Annotated in this window: 17 protein-coding genes and 1 tRNA gene; 12 read left to right on the top strand and 6 right to left on the bottom strand. The window is 65.8% G+C overall.

Going from position 1 to position 21,666, the window contains the following annotated elements; genetic code table 11:
• Positions 1-8 precede the first annotated feature (8 nt).
• Positions 9-85, top strand: a tRNA-Pro gene (locus tag LJ760_RS03105).
• 66 nt (positions 86-151) lie between these two features.
• On the opposite strand, the gene LJ760_RS03110 is transcribed toward LJ760_RS03105, so the two are convergent.
• Together LJ760_RS03110 and purD are read right to left on the bottom strand one after the other, a co-directional pair.
• Positions 152-1,057, bottom strand: a complete 906-nt coding sequence (locus tag LJ760_RS03110) for a phosphoribosylaminoimidazolesuccinocarboxamide synthase (RefSeq protein WP_227919179.1) — start codon at positions 1,055-1,057, stop codon at positions 152-154.
• Positions 1,054-2,397, bottom strand: coding sequence for a phosphoribosylamine--glycine ligase (gene purD / locus LJ760_RS03115; RefSeq protein ID WP_227919180.1), 1,344 nt, complete (start codon positions 2,395-2,397; stop codon positions 1,054-1,056). Before purD ends, LJ760_RS03110 begins: the two co-directional genes overlap by 4 nt.
• A gap of 305 nt (positions 2,398-2,702) precedes the next feature.
• On the opposite strand from purD, the gene LJ760_RS03120 reads away from it, so the two are divergent.
• The 5 genes from LJ760_RS03120 (at position 2,703) to purM (ending at position 7,203) form a co-directional block, all read left to right on the top strand.
• A complete protein-coding gene (locus LJ760_RS03120; protein ID WP_227919181.1) occupies positions 2,703-3,707 on the top strand; it encodes an asparaginase in 1,005 nt (334 codons plus the stop codon).
• 4 nt (positions 3,708-3,711) lie between these two features.
• The gene (locus tag LJ760_RS03125; RefSeq protein WP_227919182.1) at positions 3,712-4,077 is read left to right on the top strand and encodes a sterol carrier family protein; all 366 of its coding nucleotides are present in this window, start codon (positions 3,712-3,714) and stop codon (positions 4,075-4,077) included.
• 80 nt (positions 4,078-4,157) lie between these two features.
• Positions 4,158-4,478, top strand: a complete 321-nt coding sequence (locus tag LJ760_RS03130) for a hypothetical protein (protein ID WP_227919183.1) — start codon at positions 4,158-4,160, stop codon at positions 4,476-4,478.
• A gap of 50 nt (positions 4,479-4,528) precedes the next feature.
• Positions 4,529-6,097: an amidophosphoribosyltransferase gene (gene purF / locus LJ760_RS03135; protein WP_227919184.1), complete on the top strand. Its 1,569-nt coding sequence runs from the start codon at positions 4,529-4,531 to the stop codon at positions 6,095-6,097.
• The gene (gene purM, locus LJ760_RS03140) at positions 6,094-7,203 is read left to right on the top strand and encodes a phosphoribosylformylglycinamidine cyclo-ligase (RefSeq protein WP_227919185.1); all 1,110 of its coding nucleotides are present in this window, start codon (positions 6,094-6,096) and stop codon (positions 7,201-7,203) included. Before purF ends, purM begins: the two co-directional genes overlap by 4 nt.
• Before the next feature lie 162 nt (positions 7,204-7,365).
• On the opposite strand, the gene LJ760_RS03145 is transcribed toward purM, so the two are convergent.
• Complete coding sequence (locus tag LJ760_RS03145) at positions 7,366-7,599, bottom strand: DUF3073 domain-containing protein (RefSeq protein ID WP_146361664.1); 234 nt, start codon at positions 7,597-7,599, stop codon at positions 7,366-7,368.
• A 277-nt stretch (positions 7,600-7,876) separates the two neighbouring features.
• On the opposite strand from LJ760_RS03145, the gene LJ760_RS03150 reads away from it, so the two are divergent.
• Positions 7,877-9,538 (top strand): septum formation family protein, encoded by a 1,662-nt coding sequence (locus LJ760_RS03150; RefSeq protein ID WP_227919187.1) that lies wholly within the window; start codon positions 7,877-7,879, stop codon positions 9,536-9,538.
• Positions 9,539-9,636: 98 nt separating this feature from the next.
• On the opposite strand, the gene clpB is transcribed toward LJ760_RS03150, so the two are convergent.
• Together clpB and LJ760_RS03160 are read right to left on the bottom strand one after the other, a co-directional pair.
• A complete protein-coding gene (clpB, locus tag LJ760_RS03155) occupies positions 9,637-12,261 on the bottom strand; it encodes an ATP-dependent chaperone ClpB (RefSeq protein WP_227919190.1) in 2,625 nt (874 codons plus the stop codon).
• Positions 12,262-12,378: 117 nt separating this feature from the next.
• Positions 12,379-12,975: an SRPBCC domain-containing protein gene (locus tag LJ760_RS03160; RefSeq protein ID WP_227919192.1), complete on the bottom strand. Its 597-nt coding sequence runs from the start codon at positions 12,973-12,975 to the stop codon at positions 12,379-12,381.
• A gap of 417 nt (positions 12,976-13,392) precedes the next feature.
• Here LJ760_RS03160 and betT point away from each other — a divergent pair, with 417 nt between their 5' ends.
• The 4 genes from betT (at position 13,393) to LJ760_RS03180 (ending at position 20,622) form a co-directional block, all read left to right on the top strand.
• Complete coding sequence (gene betT, locus LJ760_RS03165) at positions 13,393-15,516, top strand: choline BCCT transporter BetT (protein WP_227919195.1); 2,124 nt, start codon at positions 13,393-13,395, stop codon at positions 15,514-15,516.
• Positions 15,513-16,997 (top strand): aldehyde dehydrogenase family protein, encoded by a 1,485-nt coding sequence (locus tag LJ760_RS03170; RefSeq protein WP_227919196.1) that lies wholly within the window; start codon positions 15,513-15,515, stop codon positions 16,995-16,997. Before betT ends, LJ760_RS03170 begins: the two co-directional genes overlap by 4 nt.
• 6 nt (positions 16,998-17,003) lie before the next feature.
• On the top strand, positions 17,004-18,575 hold the full coding sequence (locus LJ760_RS03175) for a GMC family oxidoreductase (RefSeq protein ID WP_227919197.1): 1,572 nt from the start codon (positions 17,004-17,006) through the stop codon (positions 18,573-18,575).
• A gap of 91 nt (positions 18,576-18,666) precedes the next feature.
• A complete protein-coding gene (locus LJ760_RS03180; RefSeq protein WP_227919198.1) occupies positions 18,667-20,622 on the top strand; it encodes a penicillin-binding transpeptidase domain-containing protein in 1,956 nt (651 codons plus the stop codon).
• A gap of 16 nt (positions 20,623-20,638) precedes the next feature.
• Here the strand turns inward: LJ760_RS03180 and LJ760_RS03185 are convergent, their stop codons facing one another.
• The gene (locus tag LJ760_RS03185; RefSeq protein ID WP_227919199.1) at positions 20,639-21,100 is read right to left on the bottom strand and encodes a YccF domain-containing protein; all 462 of its coding nucleotides are present in this window, start codon (positions 21,098-21,100) and stop codon (positions 20,639-20,641) included.
• 87 nt (positions 21,101-21,187) lie between these two features.
• On the opposite strand from LJ760_RS03185, the gene LJ760_RS03190 reads away from it, so the two are divergent.
• On the top strand, positions 21,188-21,649 hold the full coding sequence (locus tag LJ760_RS03190; RefSeq protein WP_227919200.1) for a pyridoxamine 5'-phosphate oxidase family protein: 462 nt from the start codon (positions 21,188-21,190) through the stop codon (positions 21,647-21,649).
• Positions 21,650-21,666: the final 17 nt, after the last annotated feature.

The raw sequence follows: 21,666 nt of genomic DNA on the forward strand, positions 1-21,666 counted from the left end.
AGTGGTTACGGGGTGTGGCGCAGCTTGGTAGCGCGCGTCGTTCGGGACGACGAGGTCGCAGGTTCAAATCCTGTCACCCCGACCAGCAAGGGCCGGTCAGAGAAATCTGACCGGCCCTTTTGCGTTAAGCGCCAAGAGCAAAATGCCGGGACTAGACGAACTTCTCCCCGGTAAGCCGTTCATAGGCCTCCACATACCGGGCCCGGGTGCGTTCGACGACGTCGTCCGGGAGAGCGGGGGGCGGCACATCGGAACGCCGGTCCCAGCCCGAGGCCGGTGAGGTAAGCCAGTCCCGCACATATTGCTTATCGAAGGACGGCTGGGCCTGGCCGGGCGAATACAGTGCCGCGTCCCAGAAACGGGACGAATCCGGGGTCAGCACTTCGTCCCCCAAGGTGACCGCACCGGTAACCGGATCCTTTCCGAACTCCACTTTGGTATCGGCCAGGATGATCCCGCGTTCCCGTGCGACGGCTTCGGCGCGGGTGTAGATCTGCAGTGTCAGGGAACGCAGCTCGTCCGCCGTGCCGGCACCCACTGTGTCCACCACTGCTTCATAGGTGATGTTTTCGTCGTGTTCGCCCTGCTCGGCCTTGGCCGAGGGGGTAAACATTGGCGGTTCAATCCGTGAACCGTCCACCAGCCCGGCAGGCAGCGGCAACCCGCACACTGTCCGGGAGGCCTGGTACTCGGCCAGCCCGGAGCCGGTGAGGTAACCGCGGGCAATACACTCCACCGGGTACATCTCCAGCTTTTTGCAGATCATCGCCCGGCCGGCCACCGCGTCCGGTACACCCTCCCGGGCGGAAATCACGTGGTTCGCGATGTCCCCCAGCTGGTCAAACCACCAAAGACTGAGCTGGGTGAGGATCCGGCCCTTGTCCGGAATGGTGCTGGCCAGCACATGGTCATACGCACTGATCCGGTCGCTGGCCACTACCAGCACGCGGCCGGCGTCGTCCCCGTCCCCCTCGGGCACGTACAGATCGCGGACCTTGCCCGAATACACGTGCCGCCAGCCGGGCAGCTGGGGTGCATGGCCCGTACCGTCGCTCATGCGAGTTTCCCTTCCCGGGCCGCATCGGCTTCCGGGGCGGCGGTGCTGCCCGCCTGCCCCGAGCTGCCTTCCGGAACCCGCACTTCGCCGCGGGCAGCCTTCAGGGCAATATCGGTGCGGTGCTGGGACCCCTCCAGCCGGATCAGATCGACGCCGGCGTAGGCACGGTCCCTCGCCTCGTTCAGGTCCGAACCCAGCGCGACAACGGAAAGCACCCGCCCGCCGGCGCTGTGCACCTTGTCCTTCTTGAGCTTGGTTCCGGCGTGCAGCACGTGTACACCCTCCAGCCGCCCGGCTTTCTTCAGCCCCCGCACCCGGTCACCGGTCCTCGGCTTGCCCGGATAGTTTTCCGCTGCCACCACCACGGCGACGGCGGGGCGCGGGTCCCATTTGAGCTGTTCCATGGCATCCAGCTCCCCCTTGGCCGCCGCCATCAGCAGCCCGCCGAGCGGTGTCTTCAACCGGGCCAGCACCGCCTGCGTCTCCGGGTCGCCGAAGCGGGCGTTGAATTCGATGACCCGCACCCCGCGCGTCGTCAGGGCAAGCCCGCAGTACAGCACGCCCACGAAGGGGGTGCCGCGGGAAGCCATTTCGTCGATGGTCGGCTGCGCGACCCGGCGGACCACGTCCTGCACCAGCCCGGCCGGCGCCCAGTCCACGGGCGAGTAGGCGCCCATGCCGCCGGTGTTGGGGCCGGCGTCGTCGTCGAAAATCCGCTTGAAGTCCTGGGCCGGAGCCAGCGGCACCACGTGCCGTCCGTCCGAGAGCACAAAGAGCGAGACCTCGGGGCCGTCCAGGAACTCCTCGATCACCACGGTTCCGCCCGCCTCGAAGCAGGCGCGGGCATGCTCCAGTGCTTCCTTCCGGTCCGAAGTCACCACCACGCCCTTGCCCGCGGCCAGCCCGTCGTCCTTGACCACGTACGGGGCGCCGAAGGTGTCGAGCGCGTCGGCGGCTTCCTCCATGGTGCCGGCCATGCGCGCCATGGCGGTGGGAACGTTGGCGGCCGCCATGACCTGCTTGGCGAAGGCCTTGGAAGCTTCGAGCTGGGCGGCAGCCTGCGACGGACCGAACACGGCAAACCCGGCCTCCCGCAGCGCGTCGGCAACACCTGCCGCGAGCGGTGCTTCCGGCCCGATGACCACCAGGTCGGAACCAAGGGAGCGGGCCAGATCCGTGACCGCGGAGGGGTCGGTGGCCTCGACCGGGTGGACCGGCACCAGCTGGGCAATGCCTGCGTTCCCGGGTGCCGCGTGCACCTCGCGGACATAGGGATCGGCCAGGAGCGCTTGGACAAGGGCATGTTCGCGGCCGCCGGGGCCTACTACGAGAACCTTCACAGTAGATCAGGGTACTTGCTGGGATGGACCGCCTGAAAGCACCTGCCCAACATGACGCCGCGGCACGGATTGCCGCAGCGATGCCTGTCCGCGGCGGCTCGACATCCAGGGCTACCTATTTGGCATGCGTTCGGTACCTGTAGGCCGGCGTCCCTTGCAGGTAGCCCGAGGCGGATCGATAGTGGAAGTGCGGAAGCTGCAGTCGTGCAGCGCATGCCGAGGAACAGCGGGGGGCAGCGAGATCGACGGCGGTGCCGGGGCCGTCATCGCCGGTTCGCCCCCCGCACCCCTTTAGACTGAAGAACATGAACGCAACTTTTACCGCGTCCGACGCCGTTGAACTGGCAGTGCTGGAGCGCAACGGTTTTATCGAATCCCGCCACATCGGCTCCGCCGTCGTGATGGCCGCCGACGGCACCGTGGTCACGGAACTCGGTGACATCACCACGCCGATCTTCCCCCGCTCCACGCTCAAGCCGTTCCAGGCCGTCGCGGCCATGCAGTCCGGGGTGCCCTTGCGCGGGCCGCAGGTGGCACTTGCCGCCGCCAGCCACGTCGGCTCCCGGGAACACACCGACGTCGTCCGCGGCATGCTGGCCGCCGCCGGCGTCACCGAGGGGCACCTGCAGTGCCCCGAGGACTGGCCGCAGGACACCGAGGCCCGAAATGAACTCATCCGCGAAGGCAGGGGGCCGCAGCGGATCGCGTTCAACTGCTCCGGCAAGCACGCCGCTTTCCTCTGGGCGTGCACCGAGAACAACTGGGACCACGCAACCTACCTGGATCCCCAGCATCCGCTGCAGCGCCGCATCGCCGAGCTGATCGAGGAGTTCACCGGTGAAACCGTGCAGCACTGGGCGGTGGACGGCTGCGGCGCGCCGCTGGCCGCTGTCTCGCTGACCGGGCTGGCCCGCGGCATCGGCCGGCTGGCCAAGGCGCCGTCCGGCAAACACGGCAACGCCCGTGCGGCAACGGTTGCCACCGCGATGCTCGACTACCCGTGGGCGGTGCACGGCCACGGCCGCGAGAATTCGGTTGTGATGGAGGACCTGGGGATCATCGCCAAGAACGGCGCCGAGGGTGTCCTGGTGCTGGGCACCGACACCGGCGTTTCCGTGGCGCTGAAGATGCTCGACGGCAATACCCGTGCCGCCTCCCTGGTGGGCCTGACGCTGCTGGCCGCCAGCGGCGCCGTCGATCCGCTGGCCGTGGAGAAGGTGCTGACCAAGATCATGCAGCCGGTGCTCGGCGGCGGACAGCCCGTGGGAAGCCTGCGGCTGGGTGCGCCGGTCACGGCGCTGCTGGGCTAGAAGCGTGGCACGGCGCCGGATCTCCGGCGAAGACGGCCGGGCCGCACTGCAGGCAGCGGCAGCCGGGGCAACCGACCGCGGCACCACTGCCATGGCGGTGCGCTATGCCCTGGAGGAACTCGCCGAACGCGCCCCCGGCAACAGCGTCGAGGTCCGGGTTCCGCCCTTCGGGGTGACTCAGTGCGTCGCCGGCCCCCGGCACACCCGTGGCACTCCCCCGAACGTCATCGAGACCGACGGCGCCACCTGGCTGGCGCTGGTCACCGGCCGGCAGTCCTGGGCCGACGCCGTTGCCGCGGGGAAGGTGGCGGCCTCGGGGCTGCGCGCCGACCTTTCCGATGTGCTGCCGCTCTTCCGGACCGGGTCCTAGGATCCCCGGCCGGGATCCGTCCCGTCCGCGCCTGATCTCCATCGGCAGGCGGGAGAGTGCCCGGCCGGTAGAATCGAAGCATGGTTTCCGAGCAGCACAGCCCTGAGCGCCGCGAGATTACGGTCCGCCGCGCTCCCCGTTTCGTCCCTTTCCTGGCACTAGGCGTGGTTGCCGGGTTTATTGCTGCCCTCTTTGTCGCTTACGGCGGGGCCGAGAACCCCAGCTTCACGCGTGAAGCCACCCTCGGGTTCTTCACCGTCATGTTCGGCCTCCCGGGGCTGCTGCTGGGCGCCCTGACCGCGCTCATCCTGGATTGGATCAGCGTCCGCAGGGCCCGCCGGTCCACGGTTGAGAGCGTGGATCCCGCGGAACCGGAAAGCCGGGAACAGCCGCCGTCGTAACGGTTGCGCACACAGCCCGCGCCGCCGGTTGTCCATGAGACAATTCACACATGGCACGCGGAGACGGACAGCTTTCCCATGATCTGATGCCCGGCGAAAAAGGCCCACAGGATGCCTGTGGAGTCTTCGGAGTCTGGGCCCCCGGCGAAGAGGTAGCGAAGCTTACCTATTACGGGTTGTACGCCCTGCAGCACCGCGGACAGGAGTCCGCCGGCATCGCCACCAGCGACGGCAACCGCATCAGCGTGTACAAGGACATGGGGCTGGTATCCCAGGTCTTCGACGAAACCACGCTCAATACCCTCCTGGGGCACATTGCGGTGGGGCACTGCCGGTATTCAACCACCGGCGCCTCCCACTGGGCGAATGCCCAGCCCACCCTCGGCGCCACCGCGAGCGGCACCGTGGCCCTGGCGCACAACGGCAACCTGACCAACTCCGCCGAACTGTACGAGCTGATCCTCGAGCGTGAAGGCAGGCCCCGCACCGGCGAAATCGCTCAGGGCAACACCTCCGACACGGCCCTGGTCACCGCCCTGCTCAACGGCAGCGACGGACGGTCCCTTGAGGACACGGCCATGGAACTGCTGCCGAAACTGCGCGGCGCGTTCTCCTTCGTGTTTATGGATGAGGGCACCCTCTACGCCGCGCGGGACACCTACGGCGTCCGGCCGCTGGTGCTTGGAAGGCTGGAGCGTGGCTGGGTGGTGGCCTCCGAAGGCTCCGCCCTCGCCACGGTGGGAGCCAGTTTCATCCGGGAGATCAAGCCGGGCGAATTCATTGCCATTGACGAGTCAGGGGTCCGCAGCCGCACCTTCGGGGAGCCGACGCCGGCCGGTTGCGTGTTCGAGTACGTTTACCTCGCCCGCCCCGATGCCACCATTGCCGGCCGGTCGGTGTACGAATCCCGCGTCGAAATGGGCCGCCAGCTGGCACGGGAAAACGCGGTCGAAGCGGACATCGTAATCCCGGTCCCGGAATCCGGCACCCCGGCCGCGGTGGGATACGCCGAGGAATCCGGCATTCCCTTTGCCCATGGGTTCGTCAAGAACTCCTACGTTGGACGCACCTTCATCCAGCCCAGCCAGACCCTTCGCCAGCTCGGCATCAAGTTGAAGCTGAACGCCCTCGAATCGGTAATCCGCGGCAAGCGGGTAGTGGTGGTGGATGATTCCATCGTGCGCGGCAATACGCAGCGTGCCATCGTTCGGATGCTGCACGAAGCCGGCGCCCTTGAGGTCCACGTGAAGATTTCCTCTCCCCCGGTGAAATGGCCGTGCTTCTACGGCATCGACTTCGCCTCCCGGGCCGAGTTGATCGCCAACGGCGCTGCCGTGGAGGAAATCCGCGCGTCCATCGGCGCGGACAGCCTGGCCTACATTTCCGAAGACGGCATGATCGATGCGACCCTGCAGCCGCGGGAACGGTTGTGCACGGCCTGCTTCACCGGTGTCTACCCGATCGAACTGCCCTCCGCGGACCGGCTGGGGAAGAACCTGCTGGAACCCGGCAATCCCGCCAATCCCGCGGAGGACGCCGGCTCCAACGGATGTGACCCGGGACCGGACAGCGAATACGAGAACCTGCTTACCGACGCCGAAAAGAAAGAAGCCGTATGAACGCCGCCCCCATCACCTACGCGTCCGCAGGAGTGGATGTCGAAGCCGGCGACAAAGCCGTTGAACTGATGAAGGCAGCCGTAAAGGCCACCCACAATCCGTCGGTGCTGGGCGGGGTGGGCGGTTTCGCCGGCCTTTACGACGCCTCCCGGCTGCTGCGCTACCGGAAGCCGTTGCTCGCAACGTCCACGGACGGCGTCGGAACCAAGGTTGCCATTGCGCAGGCCATGGATATCCACGACACCATCGGCTTCGACCTTGTGGGCATGGTGGTGGACGACATCGTGGTGGTGGGCGCCGAGCCACTGTTCATGACGGATTACATTGCCTGCGGCAAAGTAGTGCCGGAGCGCATCGCCGACATAGTCCGCGGCATCGCGGCTGCCTGCGAGGTGGCCGGCACGGCACTGGTGGGCGGGGAAACCGCCGAACATCCGGGTCTGCTGGGTGAGCACGAGTACGACGTCGCGGGCGCTGCCACGGGCGTTGTGGAGGCGGACCGGCTCCTCGGCCCGGACCGCGTCCGCCACGGCGACGTAGTCATCGGCATGGCATCTTCGGGAATCCACTCCAACGGCTACTCCCTGGTCCGCCGCGTCATCAACCATGCCGGCTGGCAGCTTGAACGCCAGGTTTCCGAACTGGGACGCACCCTGGGCGAGGAACTGCTCGAACCTACCCGCGTCTACGCCGCGGACTGCCTGGACCTCGCCCGCTACGACGCGGCCGGAGTGCACGGTTTCAGCCACGTGACCGGCGGCGGATTGGCAGCAAACCTGGCACGCGTGCTGCCGAAGGGGTTGCAGGCCACGGTGGACCGCTCCACCTGGGAACTGCCACCCGTGTTCAAGCTGATCGCCGAACTGGGCAACGTCCCTCAGCCGGACCTCGAACGTACGCTGAACCTCGGCGTCGGCATGGTGGCGATCGTCGACGCCGGAAGCGCGGACGCCGCGCTTGAGCGCCTCGCGGCCCGCGGCGTCCCCGCCTGGGTCATGGGCACTGTCGGCGGGATCGAAACGCCGTCCGGCACCGATGCCGATTTTGTACAGGGTGCCAAGGGCGTTGACGGCGGTGCGGTCCGCTTGGTCGGGACCTACGCCTAAGCACTCCCCCCCGAACAGAGCAAGGCCCCGCACCGGATACGCCGGTGCGGGGCCTTGCTCTAAAACAGGAACTTACTTACAGGCTTAACGCCATTCAGCGGACCCACCCTAAGGTGATCCGCTGAAGGAGGCAATTGGCCAACGTCGTTGAGGAAATTACCGCTAGCCTACGCGGCGGTTCCCCTCATCATCGTCATCGTCGCCAAATTGATCCGCGTACTTATCTTCGTACGCCGAGTAGTCGGGCTCAGCCGGCTCCTCGGGATATCGACTGGATGGACGACTCGTCGGTCCTGAGAGCTCACGCTGCAGCGCCGAGTAGTCCGTGGCAGGGGTGAAGTACTTCATCTCCCGAGCCTGCTTGGTTGCTTTTGCCTTTTGACGGCCGCGCCCCATGGCGTGACCCCCTTTTTGCGTCGATCCGGAGGTTAGTCGTTCGGGCAGATGAACGAGGGCCCCGGAATATTTGGTCAATTTGTCGTAAGTACAGGTTACATGTTTTCCCGCTGGCTTGTGCCCCCTCGACCGCGGCGAGGGGTATTCCCCGAGCATTAGCACAGCGCGTCCGGCACGCCGGTCCCTGCGCCCACCCGCCGATATTGGCTAAAGTCGGGGGTAGAGACAGTTTTGGGGTGCATCATGCCACCGCCTACAGGGAGGACAGACGTTCACCATGAGCGATCAGAAAAGTACACCGGAAGCGGTTTATCCGCCACCGGAGAAGGAAAGTACGCCGGGTGCCTTCCCCGATCTGAGCGCGCATTCGGACTCCCCCGCGTGGCTCTCCGAAGATGGAAACCACGACGCCGGAGTCTGGGAACGCAGTTTCGAGGGTGCAGGAGACGCTGACATGGCCGCCGCCGAAGGGGCTGACCGCGCAGGCTCCGCAGCGGATGCCCCGGCTATGGCCGCCGGAACTGAACCCGACGGTGACGAAACCGCTGCGTTGGATCTTCCCCCGGAGCCGGTGGTGGTAGCACCGGAGGAACTCGAACTGGAAGAACCTTCCCTGGCCGAGCCGGCCCTGAGTGATGACGCCGTGGAAGCAGCGTCCCTCGACCAGGTTGCCTCGGAAACCGCTGCAGCCGAGGCCGACGCGGCCGAAGCCGGGCGCCTGTCCGGACTGGAACCCGCTCCTACCGGGACGGAAGTCCAGGTGGACGCCAACGCTGCCGGCGCCAATGAGCCCGGAGAAACTGACGAGGCGACCACTCTTTCCGGTCCAACACCCGAGGACGGCGTTGCAACGGCCTCCGAGTCTGAGTCGGCTGCCGGTACCGCTGCGGCGGACGGCGCGGAGGCTGAAGCCGTGCCGGACGGGGATACTGAGGACTCCGCGGCCCCCGGCGACGGTGCAGATGACTCCAAGGCCGATGGTGCCGAGGCTGAAGACACAACCGACAGCGCGGAGGCTGAAGCCATGCCGGATCGGGGTACTGAAGACTCCGCGGCCCCCGGCGACGGTGCAGATGACTCCAAGTCCGATGGCTCCGCAGGTGAATCCGCCGTCGGGCTAGACCTTCCGGCGCCCGGCGAAACACCTGAACCAGCCGCCGAAGCGGAACAGGAACCGTCCGCAGGGGGCACTGAACCGCATCCCCTGCACGGCATCAATGCGGCAGCTCCGATGACCGCGGCACCCCAGGAGCGCACCGTCGCCCCGGTTGCCGCGTCAGGAGAGCCGGAGCCCGTGACGGCAGCTGTACCGGCGGGCGACACCCGCCGGTCACGCCGGCTGGCCGAAAGCCAGGCAGCGGGGGCCACGGCATCATCCAAGCAGTCCGGCGCAGCCTCCGGCGCCACGGCCTCCGCAACTGGGGCAGGGACGCCGGCAGGCATCGCCCCCGCCGCGGCAAAGGACAGCGGCAAGAGCAAGCGCAACACCCGCCTGCTGCTGGTACTCGGCGGCGTTGTGCTCGCCGCCGTCGTCGCCATCCTGCTTTTCGTGTTCGTCTTTAACGGCAAGGAGGAAGGTGTCATCTCCGAGGATGTGAGTCCTCTCGAGCTGGCGGACGGCGCGTGCCTGAAGGATTGGGACGACGTCAACTCCAGCGCCACCGTAGTCACCTGCGAAACGCCGCACAACGCCCAGCTGGTCGCCACGGACAGCTTCACTGAGGACGCGGCCTTCCCCGGCACCGGCGCCCTGGAAGAGCGGGTCAGCGAGGTCTGCGCGGCTGTGGAGTATGCCGACGCCGCCGCGGAGTCCCCGGGCTTGAAGCTGACCAAGTCCATTCCCACCGAGCAGACCTGGGCCTCCGGTGACCGCCGCGTGGACTGCATTGTCTTCGCACCTGAGGGCCAGGAACTCACCGAGTCCCTGGTTCAGGAGTAAGCGGGTACAGGGAAGCGGTTCAGGAGTAAGCGCCCCAGGCAACAGCACAAAGGCGCGCGGCGGGCATCAGCCGCCGCGCGCCTTTGTGCTTTTCGGACCTAAGCGACCGCTGCCACCGTAAGCCCGGGCTCGGCCACCAGCCCGTCGCCGTCCAGCCCGTCTGACGGCCTATCCACCAGCACTGTGTTGCCGTCGCTGATCTTTCCGGCCAGGATCCCGCGGGCCAGCTGGTCGCCGATTTCCCGCTGCACCAGGCGGCGTAGCGGCCGTGCACCGTAGGCCGGATCGTAGCCGGTCAGGCCCAGCCATTCCCGGGCCGCATCGGTCACATCCAGCACCAGGCGGCGCTCGTGGAGGCGGTTGGCCAGGGCACGCACCTGGATGTCCACGATCCGGGTCAGATCCTCCAGGCTCAGCGGATCGAACAGGATCACGTCGTCGAGCCGGTTAAGGAACTCCGGCTTGAAGTTCGCGTTGACCATGGACATCACCGATTCGCGCTTCTGCTCCTCGGTCAGGCCCGGATCCACCAGGAACTGGGACCCGAGGTTGGACGTCAGGATCAGGATGACGTTGCGGAAGTCCACCGTCCGGCCCTGGCCGTCAGTCAGCCGGCCGTCGTCGAGCACCTGAAGCAGGATGTCGAAGACGTCCGGATGCGCCTTCTCCACTTCGTCCAGCAGGATCACCGAGTAGGGGCGGCGGCGCACGGCTTCGGTGAGCTGGCCGCCCTCCTCATAGCCCACGTATCCGGGAGGCGCACCCACCAGGCGGGACACCGCATGCTTCTCGGAGTACTCACTCATATCGATGCGGACCATGGCCCGCTCGTCGTCGAAGAGGAAGTCCGCCAGGGCCTTCGCCAGTTCGGTCTTGCCGACGCCGGTGGGGCCAAGGAACAGGAAGGAACCGGTGGGCCGGTCCGGATCGCTGACACCGGCCCGTGAGCGGCGCACGGCATCGGAGACCGCGGCCACGGCCTTGCTCTGCCCGATCAGGCGCGAGCCGATGGCTTCTTCCATGTCCAGCAGTTTCTGGGATTCGCCCTGCAGCATGCGTCCGGAGGGGATGCCCGTCCAGGCAGAGACCACTTCCGCGATGTCGTCCGCAGTGACTTCCTCGGAGACCATCAGTTCCCGGGTTTCTTCGCCGAAGCTGTTCTCCTCGGCCTGCTGAGCTGCCTCCAGTTCCTTCTGCAGGGCAGGTATTTCCCCGTACAGGATGCGGGAGGCTTCCGTGAGGTCGCCGTCGCGCTGGAATTTCTCCGCCTCGCTGCGCAGCTCGTCGATCTTTGCCTTGAGGTCGCCGACCCGGTTCAGTCCCGCCTTCTCGGCCTCCCAGCGGGCGTTGAGCGCCGCCAGCTGTTCCTTCTTATTCGCCATGTCTTCGCGCAGGACGGCCAGCCGCTCAATCGAAGCCTCGTCCGTTTCATTCGCCAGTGCGAGTTCCTCCATGGTGAGCCTGTCCACGGCACGCCGGAGCTCGTCGATTTCCTCGGGGGCGGAGTCGATTTCCATCCGCAGCCGGGAAGCAGCCTCATCCACCAGGTCAATGGCCTTGTCCGGAAGCTGGCGCCCGGTGATGTAGCGGTTGGACAGCGTTGCGGCGGCAACCAGGGCCGAGTCGGCGATGGCGACCTTGTGGTGCGCCTCGTACCGCTCCTTCAAGCCGCGCAGGATGCCGATGGTGTCCGGGACGCTGGGCTCGCCCACGTATACCTGCTGGAAACGGCGCTCCAATGCCGCATCCTTTTCAATGTTTTCGCGGTATTCGTTCAGCGTGGTGGCGCCGATCAGCCGCAGCTCACCGCGCGCCAGCATTGGCTTGAGCATATTGCCGGCGTCCATGGACCCTTCGGCCGCACCCGCCCCTACTACGGTGTGCAGCTCGTCGATAAAGGTGACGATCTGGCCTTCGGCATTGGAGATTTCCTCGAGCACGGCCTTGAACCGCTCTTCGAACTCGCCGCGGTACTTGGCACCGGCGACCATGGATCCAAGGTCAAGGGACAGCAGGGTCTTGCCGCTCAGGCTCTCGGGCACGTCCCCTGCAACGATGCGCTGGGCCAGTCCTTCGACGACGGCCGTCTTGCCCACGCCCGGCTCGCCGATGAGTACCGGGTTGTTCTTGGTACGGCGGCTGAGCACCTGGATGACGCGCCGGATCTCGGCGTCCCGGCCGATCACGGGGTCCAGCTTGCCCGAGCGGGCCATTTCCGTCAGGTCGGTACTGAATTTTTCCAGGGCCTGGAACGTGTTCTCCGGGTCGGCATTGGTCACTTTGCGGTCTCCTCGTACGGTTGGAAGCACGGCGCTGAGCGCGTCGTGCCCGGCGTTGTTGTCCCGAAGCGCTTTTCCTGCGGGACCGTTGTCGAGGGACAACCCGAGCAGGAGGTGTTCGGTAGAGACAAAGGCATCCCCCAGCTGTTCTGCCTCCTGCTGCGCCGCGTTGATGACTTGAAGCAAGGGCCGGGAAAACTGGGGCTGCGCCACCGAGCTGCCGGAGGAGGAAGGCAGCTGGTGAATGGCGGTGCTGGCAGCGGCACTGACGGTGTCCACATTGATTCCTGCAGCCTTCAGGAGGGCGACGGCGACCCCCTGCCGCTGATCCATAAGCGCTTTGAGCAGATGCGCCGGTTCAATCTGCGGATTCCCCGCAGTGTTCGCGTTCATGGCCGCAGCCGAAAGTGCTTCCTGGCTCTTGTTCGTGAATTTAGTGTCCACGGTGGCTCCTCAAAACCTCAGCGAAGAATGCTTCCGCAATGCTAAATAAAGTTGAGTCTAATTCGCTCAACTTTGGAAGTAAAGTTGTCCACAGCACCTCCGCTGGCCTGGGAACGCCTAGGGGATGTGCTCCCGGTCGAATTCGTCTGCGGTCCTTCGCCAGCGTTCGTTCCGCGCTTCAAAGAGCTGCGCCAGCGGCCCGGCTGCTTCGATTTCAAACCGGATTCCGGGCGGCTCCTCGGGGATAGTCCCGGCCAGATAGTCCTCCATGACGTCGAGGAAATATTCCCACCCCGCACCGCCGGTCCAGAGTCCTGCGCCGGGGGCCGCTGTTACCGCGAATCCCTTGCGCACCGACGCGTACCGCAGTTCCAACCGGGTATTTCCGTTCTCCCCGGTCAGGTGAAATTCCACCTCTGCAGACGACGTTCCTTCCCGCGCCCAGGACACCGTCAGAAGGCGGGGTCCGTCACAGCGAAGGATCGCTCCGTGGGATCCGTCCGGGAGGCTGTAGGTGCCGCCTCGCCGCAGGTCCCCTTCCGGAAGCGCCACCCATTGACCCAATCGTTCCGGATCCGCGAGCGCAGACCACACTTCTCCGATGGGGTATGGAATATCGCGTGCCATAACGATCATCAGTGCGTGGCCGGCCTGGATCTGCCGCCGCCCGTAGGACCGCACCGTCTTCTCGAGAATCATGTCCAGATCGGACATTTGCCCACTCCTGCCGTAAAACAACCGGCAACCGATCCGGTCCTCCAGCGGCCATTGCGGCCGTTCCGGCTGTCCGCAGGGTGCCGGTGGAAGCGAGTTGTATTTATAAGGCCACGTCCTGAGGCCGTTTCCAAAAACCGTAGCAGGGAAAACATGCCCTGCACAGGGCTCCCGACCGGCGGCAAACCAGCCGCGGCATCCCAGCGGACGGACACCGATTGTGATCCACGTCAAGGAAATCGGAACAGCGCAAATCCCTTTGATAGATTCGAAATGCCTCCGGGAGCCCGCACTTTGCCGCCAACCGTGAGACCTGCCGCACTGCCGCAGCAGGCCGGTACGTTGCCGTGGGCACCTCAAACATTCCAGGCTGCCGGAGCGCATTCCAACTCCAAAGCAACCCGAAGGATCGACTCCATGAGCAGACTTGCGGAACCGGAGACAGAGGAGCCCGAAACAGGGATTCCGGCCGCTCCCCGGACCCGGGTTAATACGACGGTCTTTATTGGTTCAGCAACGGGAATCCTTGCGATTGCCCTCTGGGCCATGCTGGCCACAGAAAACGCTGAATCCGTTATCGGCTCCATGGTCGGCTGGGTTTCCGTAAATATGGGGTGGTATTACTTCCTGGTGGTCAGCCTGGTCGTGATCTTCGTACTGGCCACTGCGCTGACACGGGTGGGGAAAACGAAGCTTGGCCCCGACCACTCCAAACCGCAGTTCGGTCTCTTCACCTGGGGAGCCATGCTGTTTGCGGCGGGCATTGGTATTGACCTGATGTTCTTCTCGGTGTCCGAGCCGGTCACCCAGTACCTCGCTCCTCCGTCCGGAGACGGCGCCACGGCCGAGGCTGCCCGCCAGGCGCTGGTGCTGACGCTGTTCCACTACGGCATTACCGGCTGGGCCCTCTACGCACTGATGGGGCTGGCCCTGGGCTATTTCGCTTACCGGCACAATCTCCCCCTGAGCATCCGCTCCGCGCTGTATCCGATCTTCGGCAAGAAAATTGAAGGGCCCATCGGACACGGGGTGGATATCGCCGCGTTGCTTGGCACCATCTTCGGCATTGCTACATCCCTGGGGATCGGCGTCGTCCAGCTGAACTACGGTTTGAGCTTTATGTTCGGGCTGCCCGAAAACCTCACCGTACAGATAGCCCTGATTGCCCTGTCCGTGGTCATGGCCACGGTCTCGGTGGTCTCCGGTGTCGAAAAAGGCATCCGCCGGCTCTCCGAGCTCAACGTGATCCTCGCCGTCGGGCTGATGCTTTTCGTCCTGGTTGCCGGCAAGACCAATTTCCTGCTGGACGGCATCGTCCAGAACGTCGGCGACGTGCTGAGCCGCTTCCCGGCCATGACCATGGACACGATGGCCTATGACCGGCCGGACGACTGGCTGAGCTCCTGGACGCTGTTCTTCTGGGCCTGGTGGATTGCCTGGGCGCCGTTCGTGGGCCTGTTCCTCGCCCGTATTTCCCGGGGCCGGACCATCCGGCAGTTTGTACTGGGCACCATGATTGTCCCGTTCGCCTTCATCCTGCTGTGGATCTCCATCTTCGGCAATTCGGCCCTCGACCTGGTGATGGGCGGCAACGCCGCCTTCGGCGAGGTAGCCATGAACCAGCCCGAACGGGCGTTCTACGGATTGCTGGAACAGTATCCGTGGGCCCCGGCGACGGCAGCCATCGCCACCTTTACCGGCCTGCTGTTCTACGTCACTTCCGCGGACTCCGGAGCCCTGGTGATGGCCAACTTTACGTCCCATCTGAAGGACGCCGACTCTGACGGACCCAAATGGCTCCGGGTCTTCTGGTCCGTGGCCACCGGCCTGCTCACCCTGGCGATGCTCATGGTGGGCGGCGTGACCACACTGCAGAACGCCACCATCATCATGGGCCTGCCGCTGTCCATCCTGCTGCTGTTCATCATGCTCGGGGTCTATAAGGCCCTGCGCGTGGAGAACACGCTGACTGACAGCTACCGCGCCTCGCTGCCGGGCATCATCGCGGGCCGCAGCCTCGACGCGCGCAGCGGCCGAAGCTGGCGGCAGCGGCTCTCCCGGGTGATGACCTACCCCGGCCCGCGGCAGGCGGAGCGGTTCCTCCAGGCAGTGGCCCGGCCGGCACTGCAGGAAGTCCATGACGAACTTCGGGAACGCGGCGCGGACGTTGTGCTCTGCGAGGGCGAAGCGGCCCCGCACGGCATCCACCATCTGGACCTGCAGGTGGGAATGGCCGAGGAACGCGGCTTCAAGTACCAGATCTACCCCGTGCAGTACGACACGCCCTCCTACGCGCACAACGCGTCGGCGGACAGCAAGTACTTCCGCATGGAGGTTTTCTCCCTGGAGGGCAGCCACGGCTACGACCTCATGGGCTACACCAAGGAACAGGTCATCACCGATGTCCTGGACCACTACGAAACCCACCTGGAATTCCTGCACCTCAACCGCGAGGTGCCGGGCAATACCTCCATCGCGGAGGACCAGGTTCCGAAAGACAACTGGGAAGCTGACTTTGTCAGCGAGGAGGGAAAAGCATGACCACTGCCACTTTGTTTATTGACGGAGCGTGGGTGCCCGCGTCCGACGGCGGCACCCGTGACATCCACAACCCTGCGGACGGCACCTTTGTTGCCACGGTCTCCGAAGCCACCCGTGAAGACACGGAAAAGGCCATCACCGCTGCCAAGGCTGCCTGGGAACGCGGGGAATGGTCCAGTGTTCCCGCCCCGGAACGCGGCGACTTCCTGCTGAAGGTTGCCGCCCGGCTCAAGGAACGCAAAGACGAATTTGCCTTGGCTGAAACGCGGGACACCGGCAAGCGCCTGGTGGAAAGCGAAATCGACATGGACGATATCGCTGCCTGCTTCACGTACTTCGGCAAGATCGCCGGATCCAACGCCGGCCGGATAGTCGACGCCGGCAACAACGACGTCGTCAGCCGGATCGAATACGAACCGGTCGGCGTGTGCGGGCTGATCGCACCGTGGAACTACCCCTTGCTGCAGGCCGCGTGGAAGATCGCCCCCGCACTGGCCGCGGGCTGCACCTTCATCCTCAAGCCCTCCGAGCTGACCCCGCATACCTCCATCCTCATGATGCAGGTGCTGGAGGAACTGGGCCTGCCCCGCGGTGTCGCCAACCTGGTGCTCGGCGCCGGAGCCGTGGCCGGCGCGCCGCTCTCCGAGTCCCCCGACGTCGATCTGGTCTCCTTCACCGGCGGCGTGGCGACGGGCAAGGTCATCGCTGCCTCCGCCGCCAAGACGGTCAAGAAGGTCGCCCTGGAACTGGGCGGCAAGAACCCCAACATCATCTTTGCCGACGCCGATTTCGACGCCGCCCTGGACAACGCACTCAATGCCGCCTTCGTCCACTCCGGCCAGGTCTGCTCCGCCGGCGCCCGGCTCCTCGTGGAAGAACCCATCGCTGAACGGTTCGTGGCCGAGCTGGCACGCCGCGCCGAAATGATCCGGATGGGCGGGCCCTTCGATGCGACCGCCGAAACCGGACCGCTGATTTCCGCTGCCCACCGTGACAAGGTAACCGCGTACGTGAACAAGGCCGTGGAAGAAGGCGCCCGTATCCGCTGCGGTGGAACCTGGGGCACCGGCGACCTCGAGAAGGGCTTCTACTACGCCCCCACTGTGCTGGACAACGTGGACAGCGGCACTGCTGCGCTTAAGGACGAAGCATTCGGCCCGGTTGTCACGGTGGAGACGTTCAACGGCGAGGAAGAGGCCGTAAAACTGGCCAATGACACCGACTACGGACTGGCCGGAGCCGTTTGGACGCAGGACGCCGGCAAGAGCCAGCGGGTGGCCCGCCGGATGCGCGCCGGCACCGTCTGGATCAACGACTTCCACCCGTACCTCCCGCAGGCGGAGTGGGGCGGTTACGGGCAGTCCGGCATCGGCCGGGAGCTGGGACCCACCGGTCTGGGCGAGTACCAGGAAGCCAAGCACATTTACCACAACATCAACCCGCAGGTGACCGGCTGGTTCGCCGACCACGGAAAGGCGTAGCACCACATGGCTGATCAGACCGAATTCGATTACATCGTGGTGGGCGGCGGTTCCGCCGGCGCAGCCGTGGCTGCCCGGCTGAGCGAGGACCCGGATGTCCAGGTGGCCCTGATCGAAGCCGGGCCCGATGACCGCGGCATCCAGGAAGTCCTGCAGCTGGACCGCTGGATGGAACTGCTCGAATCCGGCTATGACTGGGACTACCAGATTGAGCCGCAGGAGAACGGCAACTCCTTCATGCGCCATGCCCGCGCGAAGGTGATGGGCGGCTGCTCCAGCCACAACTCCTGCATCGCGTTCTGGGCCCCGCGCGAGGACATCGACGAGTGGGAAGCCAAGTTCGGCGCCGAGGGCTGGAATGCCAAGACGGCCTGGGAGCTGTACCGGAAGCTGGAGACCAACGAGGACGCCGGCCCCGACGCGCCGCATCACGGCGACTCCGGCCCCGTGCACCTGATGAACATCCCCGCCGAGGACCCGTGCGGCGTCGCCCTGCTGGAAGCCTGCGAGCAGGCCGGCATTCCGAAGGTGAAGTTCAATACCGGCGAGACGGTGATCAACGGCGCGAACTTCTTCCAGATCAACCGCCGCGCCGACGGCACCCGGTCCTCGTCGTCGGTCTCCTACATCCACCCGATCATGGAGCGGGAAAACTTCACCCTGCTCACCGGCGTGCTGGCGAAGGAACTGACCTTCGACGACGCGAACCGCTGCACCGGTGTTGCCGTCGTCGATAACCCGTTCGGCCGCGCACATTATCTGCGTGCGCGGATCGAAACCGTGGTTTCCGCGGGAGCGATCGACTCACCGAAACTGCTGATGCTCTCCGGCATCGGCCCGAAGGAACACCTCGAGGAGCGCGGCGTCGCAGTCCGGGTGGACTCCCCCGGCGTGGGCGAGAACCTGCAGGACCACCCCGAAGGCGTGATTCAGTGGGAGGCGAAAAAGCCGATGCCCGAAACCTCCACGCAGTGGTGGGAAATCGGGATTTTCACCCCCACCGAAGACGGGTTGGACCGCCCCGACCTGATGTTCCACTACGGATCGGTGCCGTTCGACATGCACACCCTGCGCCACGGCTACCCGACCACCGAGAACGGGTTCTGCCTGACCCCGAACGTCACCCACGCCCGCTCCCGCGGCACCGTGCGGCTGCGCAGCCGGGACTTCCGTGACAAGCCGATGGTCGATCCGCGCTACTTCACCGACCCGCATGACATGCGCGTGATGGTCTACGGCATCCGGAAGGCCCGGGAGATCGTTTCCCAGCCTGCCATGGCGGAGTGGGTCGGCGAGGAACTCTACCCGGGCAAAGAGGTGCAAACCGACGAGCAGATAATCGAATACATCAAAAAGACGCACAACACCGTCTACCACCCGGCCGGCACGGTTCGGATGGGCGCGGAGGACGACGTCATGTCTCCCCTTGATCCCCAGCTACGGGTCAAGGGTGTTACCGGCCTGCGCGTCGCGGACGCTTCCGTGATGCCGGAGCTGGTGACCGTGAACCCGAACATCACCACCATGATGATCGGCGAACGCTGCGCGGACCTGATCAAGGCAGCCCGCACGGCGTAACACCCGGCACAAAGGGCGGTGCGGACTTCCGCACCGCCCTTTTACGTGTCCGGAATCCAAAGTCGGGGCCCACCCCGGGTAGCCTGTGCGGATGGGGAAAAACCGTACTTCCGTTTCCGTCCTTGCCGTGGCCGCCCTGGCCCTGACCCTGGTGTCCTGCTCGGGGGACAAACCGGCGCCTGACGACGCCGCCGCCGAGTTGGCGGAGGGCCTCAGCCAACTGGACGTTTCGGCATCTGCCTTTACGGCGGGCACCCCCGCCGACGTGAACGCCGAGCTGGAACAGTTGCTCGCCGACATGGGCCCGCTCCGCCCTGACGTCACAGTGGCCGGAGTTGACGAAGACGAGGACGACGACTCCGCCGCCACCGCACGGTTGACCTATGCCTGGGACGTCAACAGCGATTCGGAGCCGGACTGGACCTATGAGAGCTCCGCCCAGCTCCGCCGCGGAGAGGACGACAAGTGGCTCGTTGAGTGGGCACCCTCCGTACTGTTCAGTCCCCTGGTCGACGGCGATCGGCTGGTCCGCTCCACCACTCCCGGCGGCCGCGCCGACATCCTGGACCGCAACGGGCAACCCCTGATGAACGCACGGCCGGTGCTCCGCATCGGCATCAACAAGCCGGACCTCTCCGAGGATCAGTATGCGTCGTCGTCGGCGGCGCTGGCCGAACTGGTGGGACTGGACCCCGCCCCGTACACCGCACAGGTGCAGGCCTCCGGCCCCGAAGCCTTTGTCGAGGCGATTGTCCAGCGTGAGGAAGCGGAGGGACCGGCAACCCCGGCGGCCATCGAAGCCATCCCCGGCGCACTAGCCCTTCCCGCGCAGCGGATCCTGGCGCCCACCCGCGGCTTTGCCCGCGCCCTGCTGGGCACCGTGGGCGAGGCGACTGCGGAATTGGTCGAGGAATCCGAGGGCAGGGTGTCCGCCGGGGACCAGACCGGTCTTTCCGGGCTGCAGAAGCAGTACAACCCGCAGCTCCAGGGCAGTCCCGGCGTTACGGTCACCGTCGAGAATGAAGCAGGAACCAGCGACACCGTGAAGAGCATCGATCCGCAGACGGGCACTGATCTGCAGACCACCCTGGATCCGCGGCTGCAGCAGTTGGCGGAGGGAATCCTGGAAGAAGAACCGTCGGCGTCCGCCATCGTGGCTATCCAGCCCTCCACCGGTGAGATCCTGACCGTGGCGAACGGCCCCGGCAGCGAAGGCCAGCAAACCGCCCTCCTGGGCCAGTACCCGCCGGGATCCACGTTCAAGACAGCCACCGCGCTGGCAATGCTGCGCAACGGCACCACACCGGCCAGCACCGTGGAGTGCCCGTCCGAACTCAACGTCGACGGCCGGAAGTTCAACAACGTCCCCGGCTACCCGGCCGAGGCCACCGGCAGCATCCCGCTGCGCACGGCATTCGCGAACTCCTGCAACACTGCCTTCCTCAATGCCCAGGGCACCGTTTCCCAGCAGAGCCTCTCCGCTGCCGCCGGAGACCTGGGCATCGGTGTGGATGCTTCGATCGGGACGGACGCGTTCCTGGGCTCCGTGCCTGCGGAGGCTGCAGGCACCGAGCATGCAGCCTCGCTGATCGGACAGGGCCAGGTCCTGGTGTCCCCGCTGGCCATGGCGGTTGCCGGTGCCTCCATCGGCAAGGGCGAACGGGTCTCCCCCACGCTGATCCGGGAATCCGCCTCGCCGGCCCCGGCCGGTGGGTCCGCTCCGGCTTCGCCCACCGCCTCCGCTCCGGAAACGACAGCTTCCGTGCCGGGCAACCTCACGGCAGAGGAAGCCGCATCGCTGCGGGAGATGATGCGCGCCGTCGTCGCCGAAGGCGGAGTGCAGATGCTGCTCGGCGTGCCGGGCGATCCCGTGCTCGCCAAGACAGGAACCGCTGAGTTCGGCAGCCAGACGCCGCCGGAAACCCACGCATGGGTGCTGGCCATCCAGGGCGACCTGGCCGTTGCAGTGTTCGTGGAGCAGGGCGAGCGGGGTTCTACCTCGGGCGGACCGCTGATGAAGGCCTTCCTCGAGGGCGCCCAGGGCTAACCGCGAAGGGAACAGCTCAGGAGGGCCACTGCTGGGGTGCAACCCGGCCCTGGTAGCCGGGCTGCCGGTATGCGTTCCCGGCGTACGGAGTGATCTGCCAGGTGTCCGTAGGCACTATTACCTTGCCCAGCGGCATCAGCGAAATCGGCAGCATCTTCAAATTCGCGATGCCCAGCGGGATCCCGACGATGCTCACGAACATCGGGATGGCCGTGAGGATGTGTCCAATGGCGATCCAGATGCCGGCCAGCAGCAGCCAGATGATGTTTCCCAGCAGGCTGAGGGGACCGGTGAACCCGCCCCGGTCCACGACCGTCCGGCCGAACGGCCAGAGCGCGTAGTTGGCGATACGGAAGGATGCGATACCGAACGGGATAGTGACAATGAGCAGGCAGCAGACCACACCCGCCAGTGCATAACCGAGGGCAAGCCAGATACCGCCGAACAGAAGCCAGATGACGTTCAGGATCGCTTTCATGGATCCATTGTTCTCCACCCGGTACTGATTAGCCACGGCTTGGCCGCCTGCATACCCGCCCGCCAGCACCTGCCCTAGACTGGCGCCATGCCGATCAGCGACGAGAACACCGCAGACCACCTGACCTCCAGCCAGTGCTGGACCTATGTCCGGCAGGCGAAGTTCGGCCGGCTCGCCGTGATTGTCGACGGACATCCCGAGATTTTCCCCGTTAACTTCGCCGTTGACCAAGGCACAGTGGTTTTCCGCACCTCGGCCGGAACCAAGCTGGCCGGTGCGCTCTCGGGCAACCGGGTTGCGTTCGAAATCGACGGTTACGATGACACGCTGTCCTCCGCCTGGAGCGTGGTACTTAAGGGCGGAGCCACCCTGCTCGAAGACTTCTCGGAGATCATGGACTCCGAGGAACTCCCGCTCTTCCCGTGGCAGGCGGGGACGAAAAACGCGTTTGTCCGCATTGAACCGGAACTGACAACCGGCCGCCGGTTCCTTATCTCCATTGCTGCCCGCCGCAATGTGCTGCGTGGAATGGGGCTGTACACGGAGTAGCCCGCTAAAGCAGACGA

Origin of the sequence: Arthrobacter sp. zg-Y895, from assembly GCF_020731025.1 — a bacterium.
Lineage (GTDB): Bacteria > Actinomycetota > Actinomycetes > Actinomycetales > Micrococcaceae > Arthrobacter_B.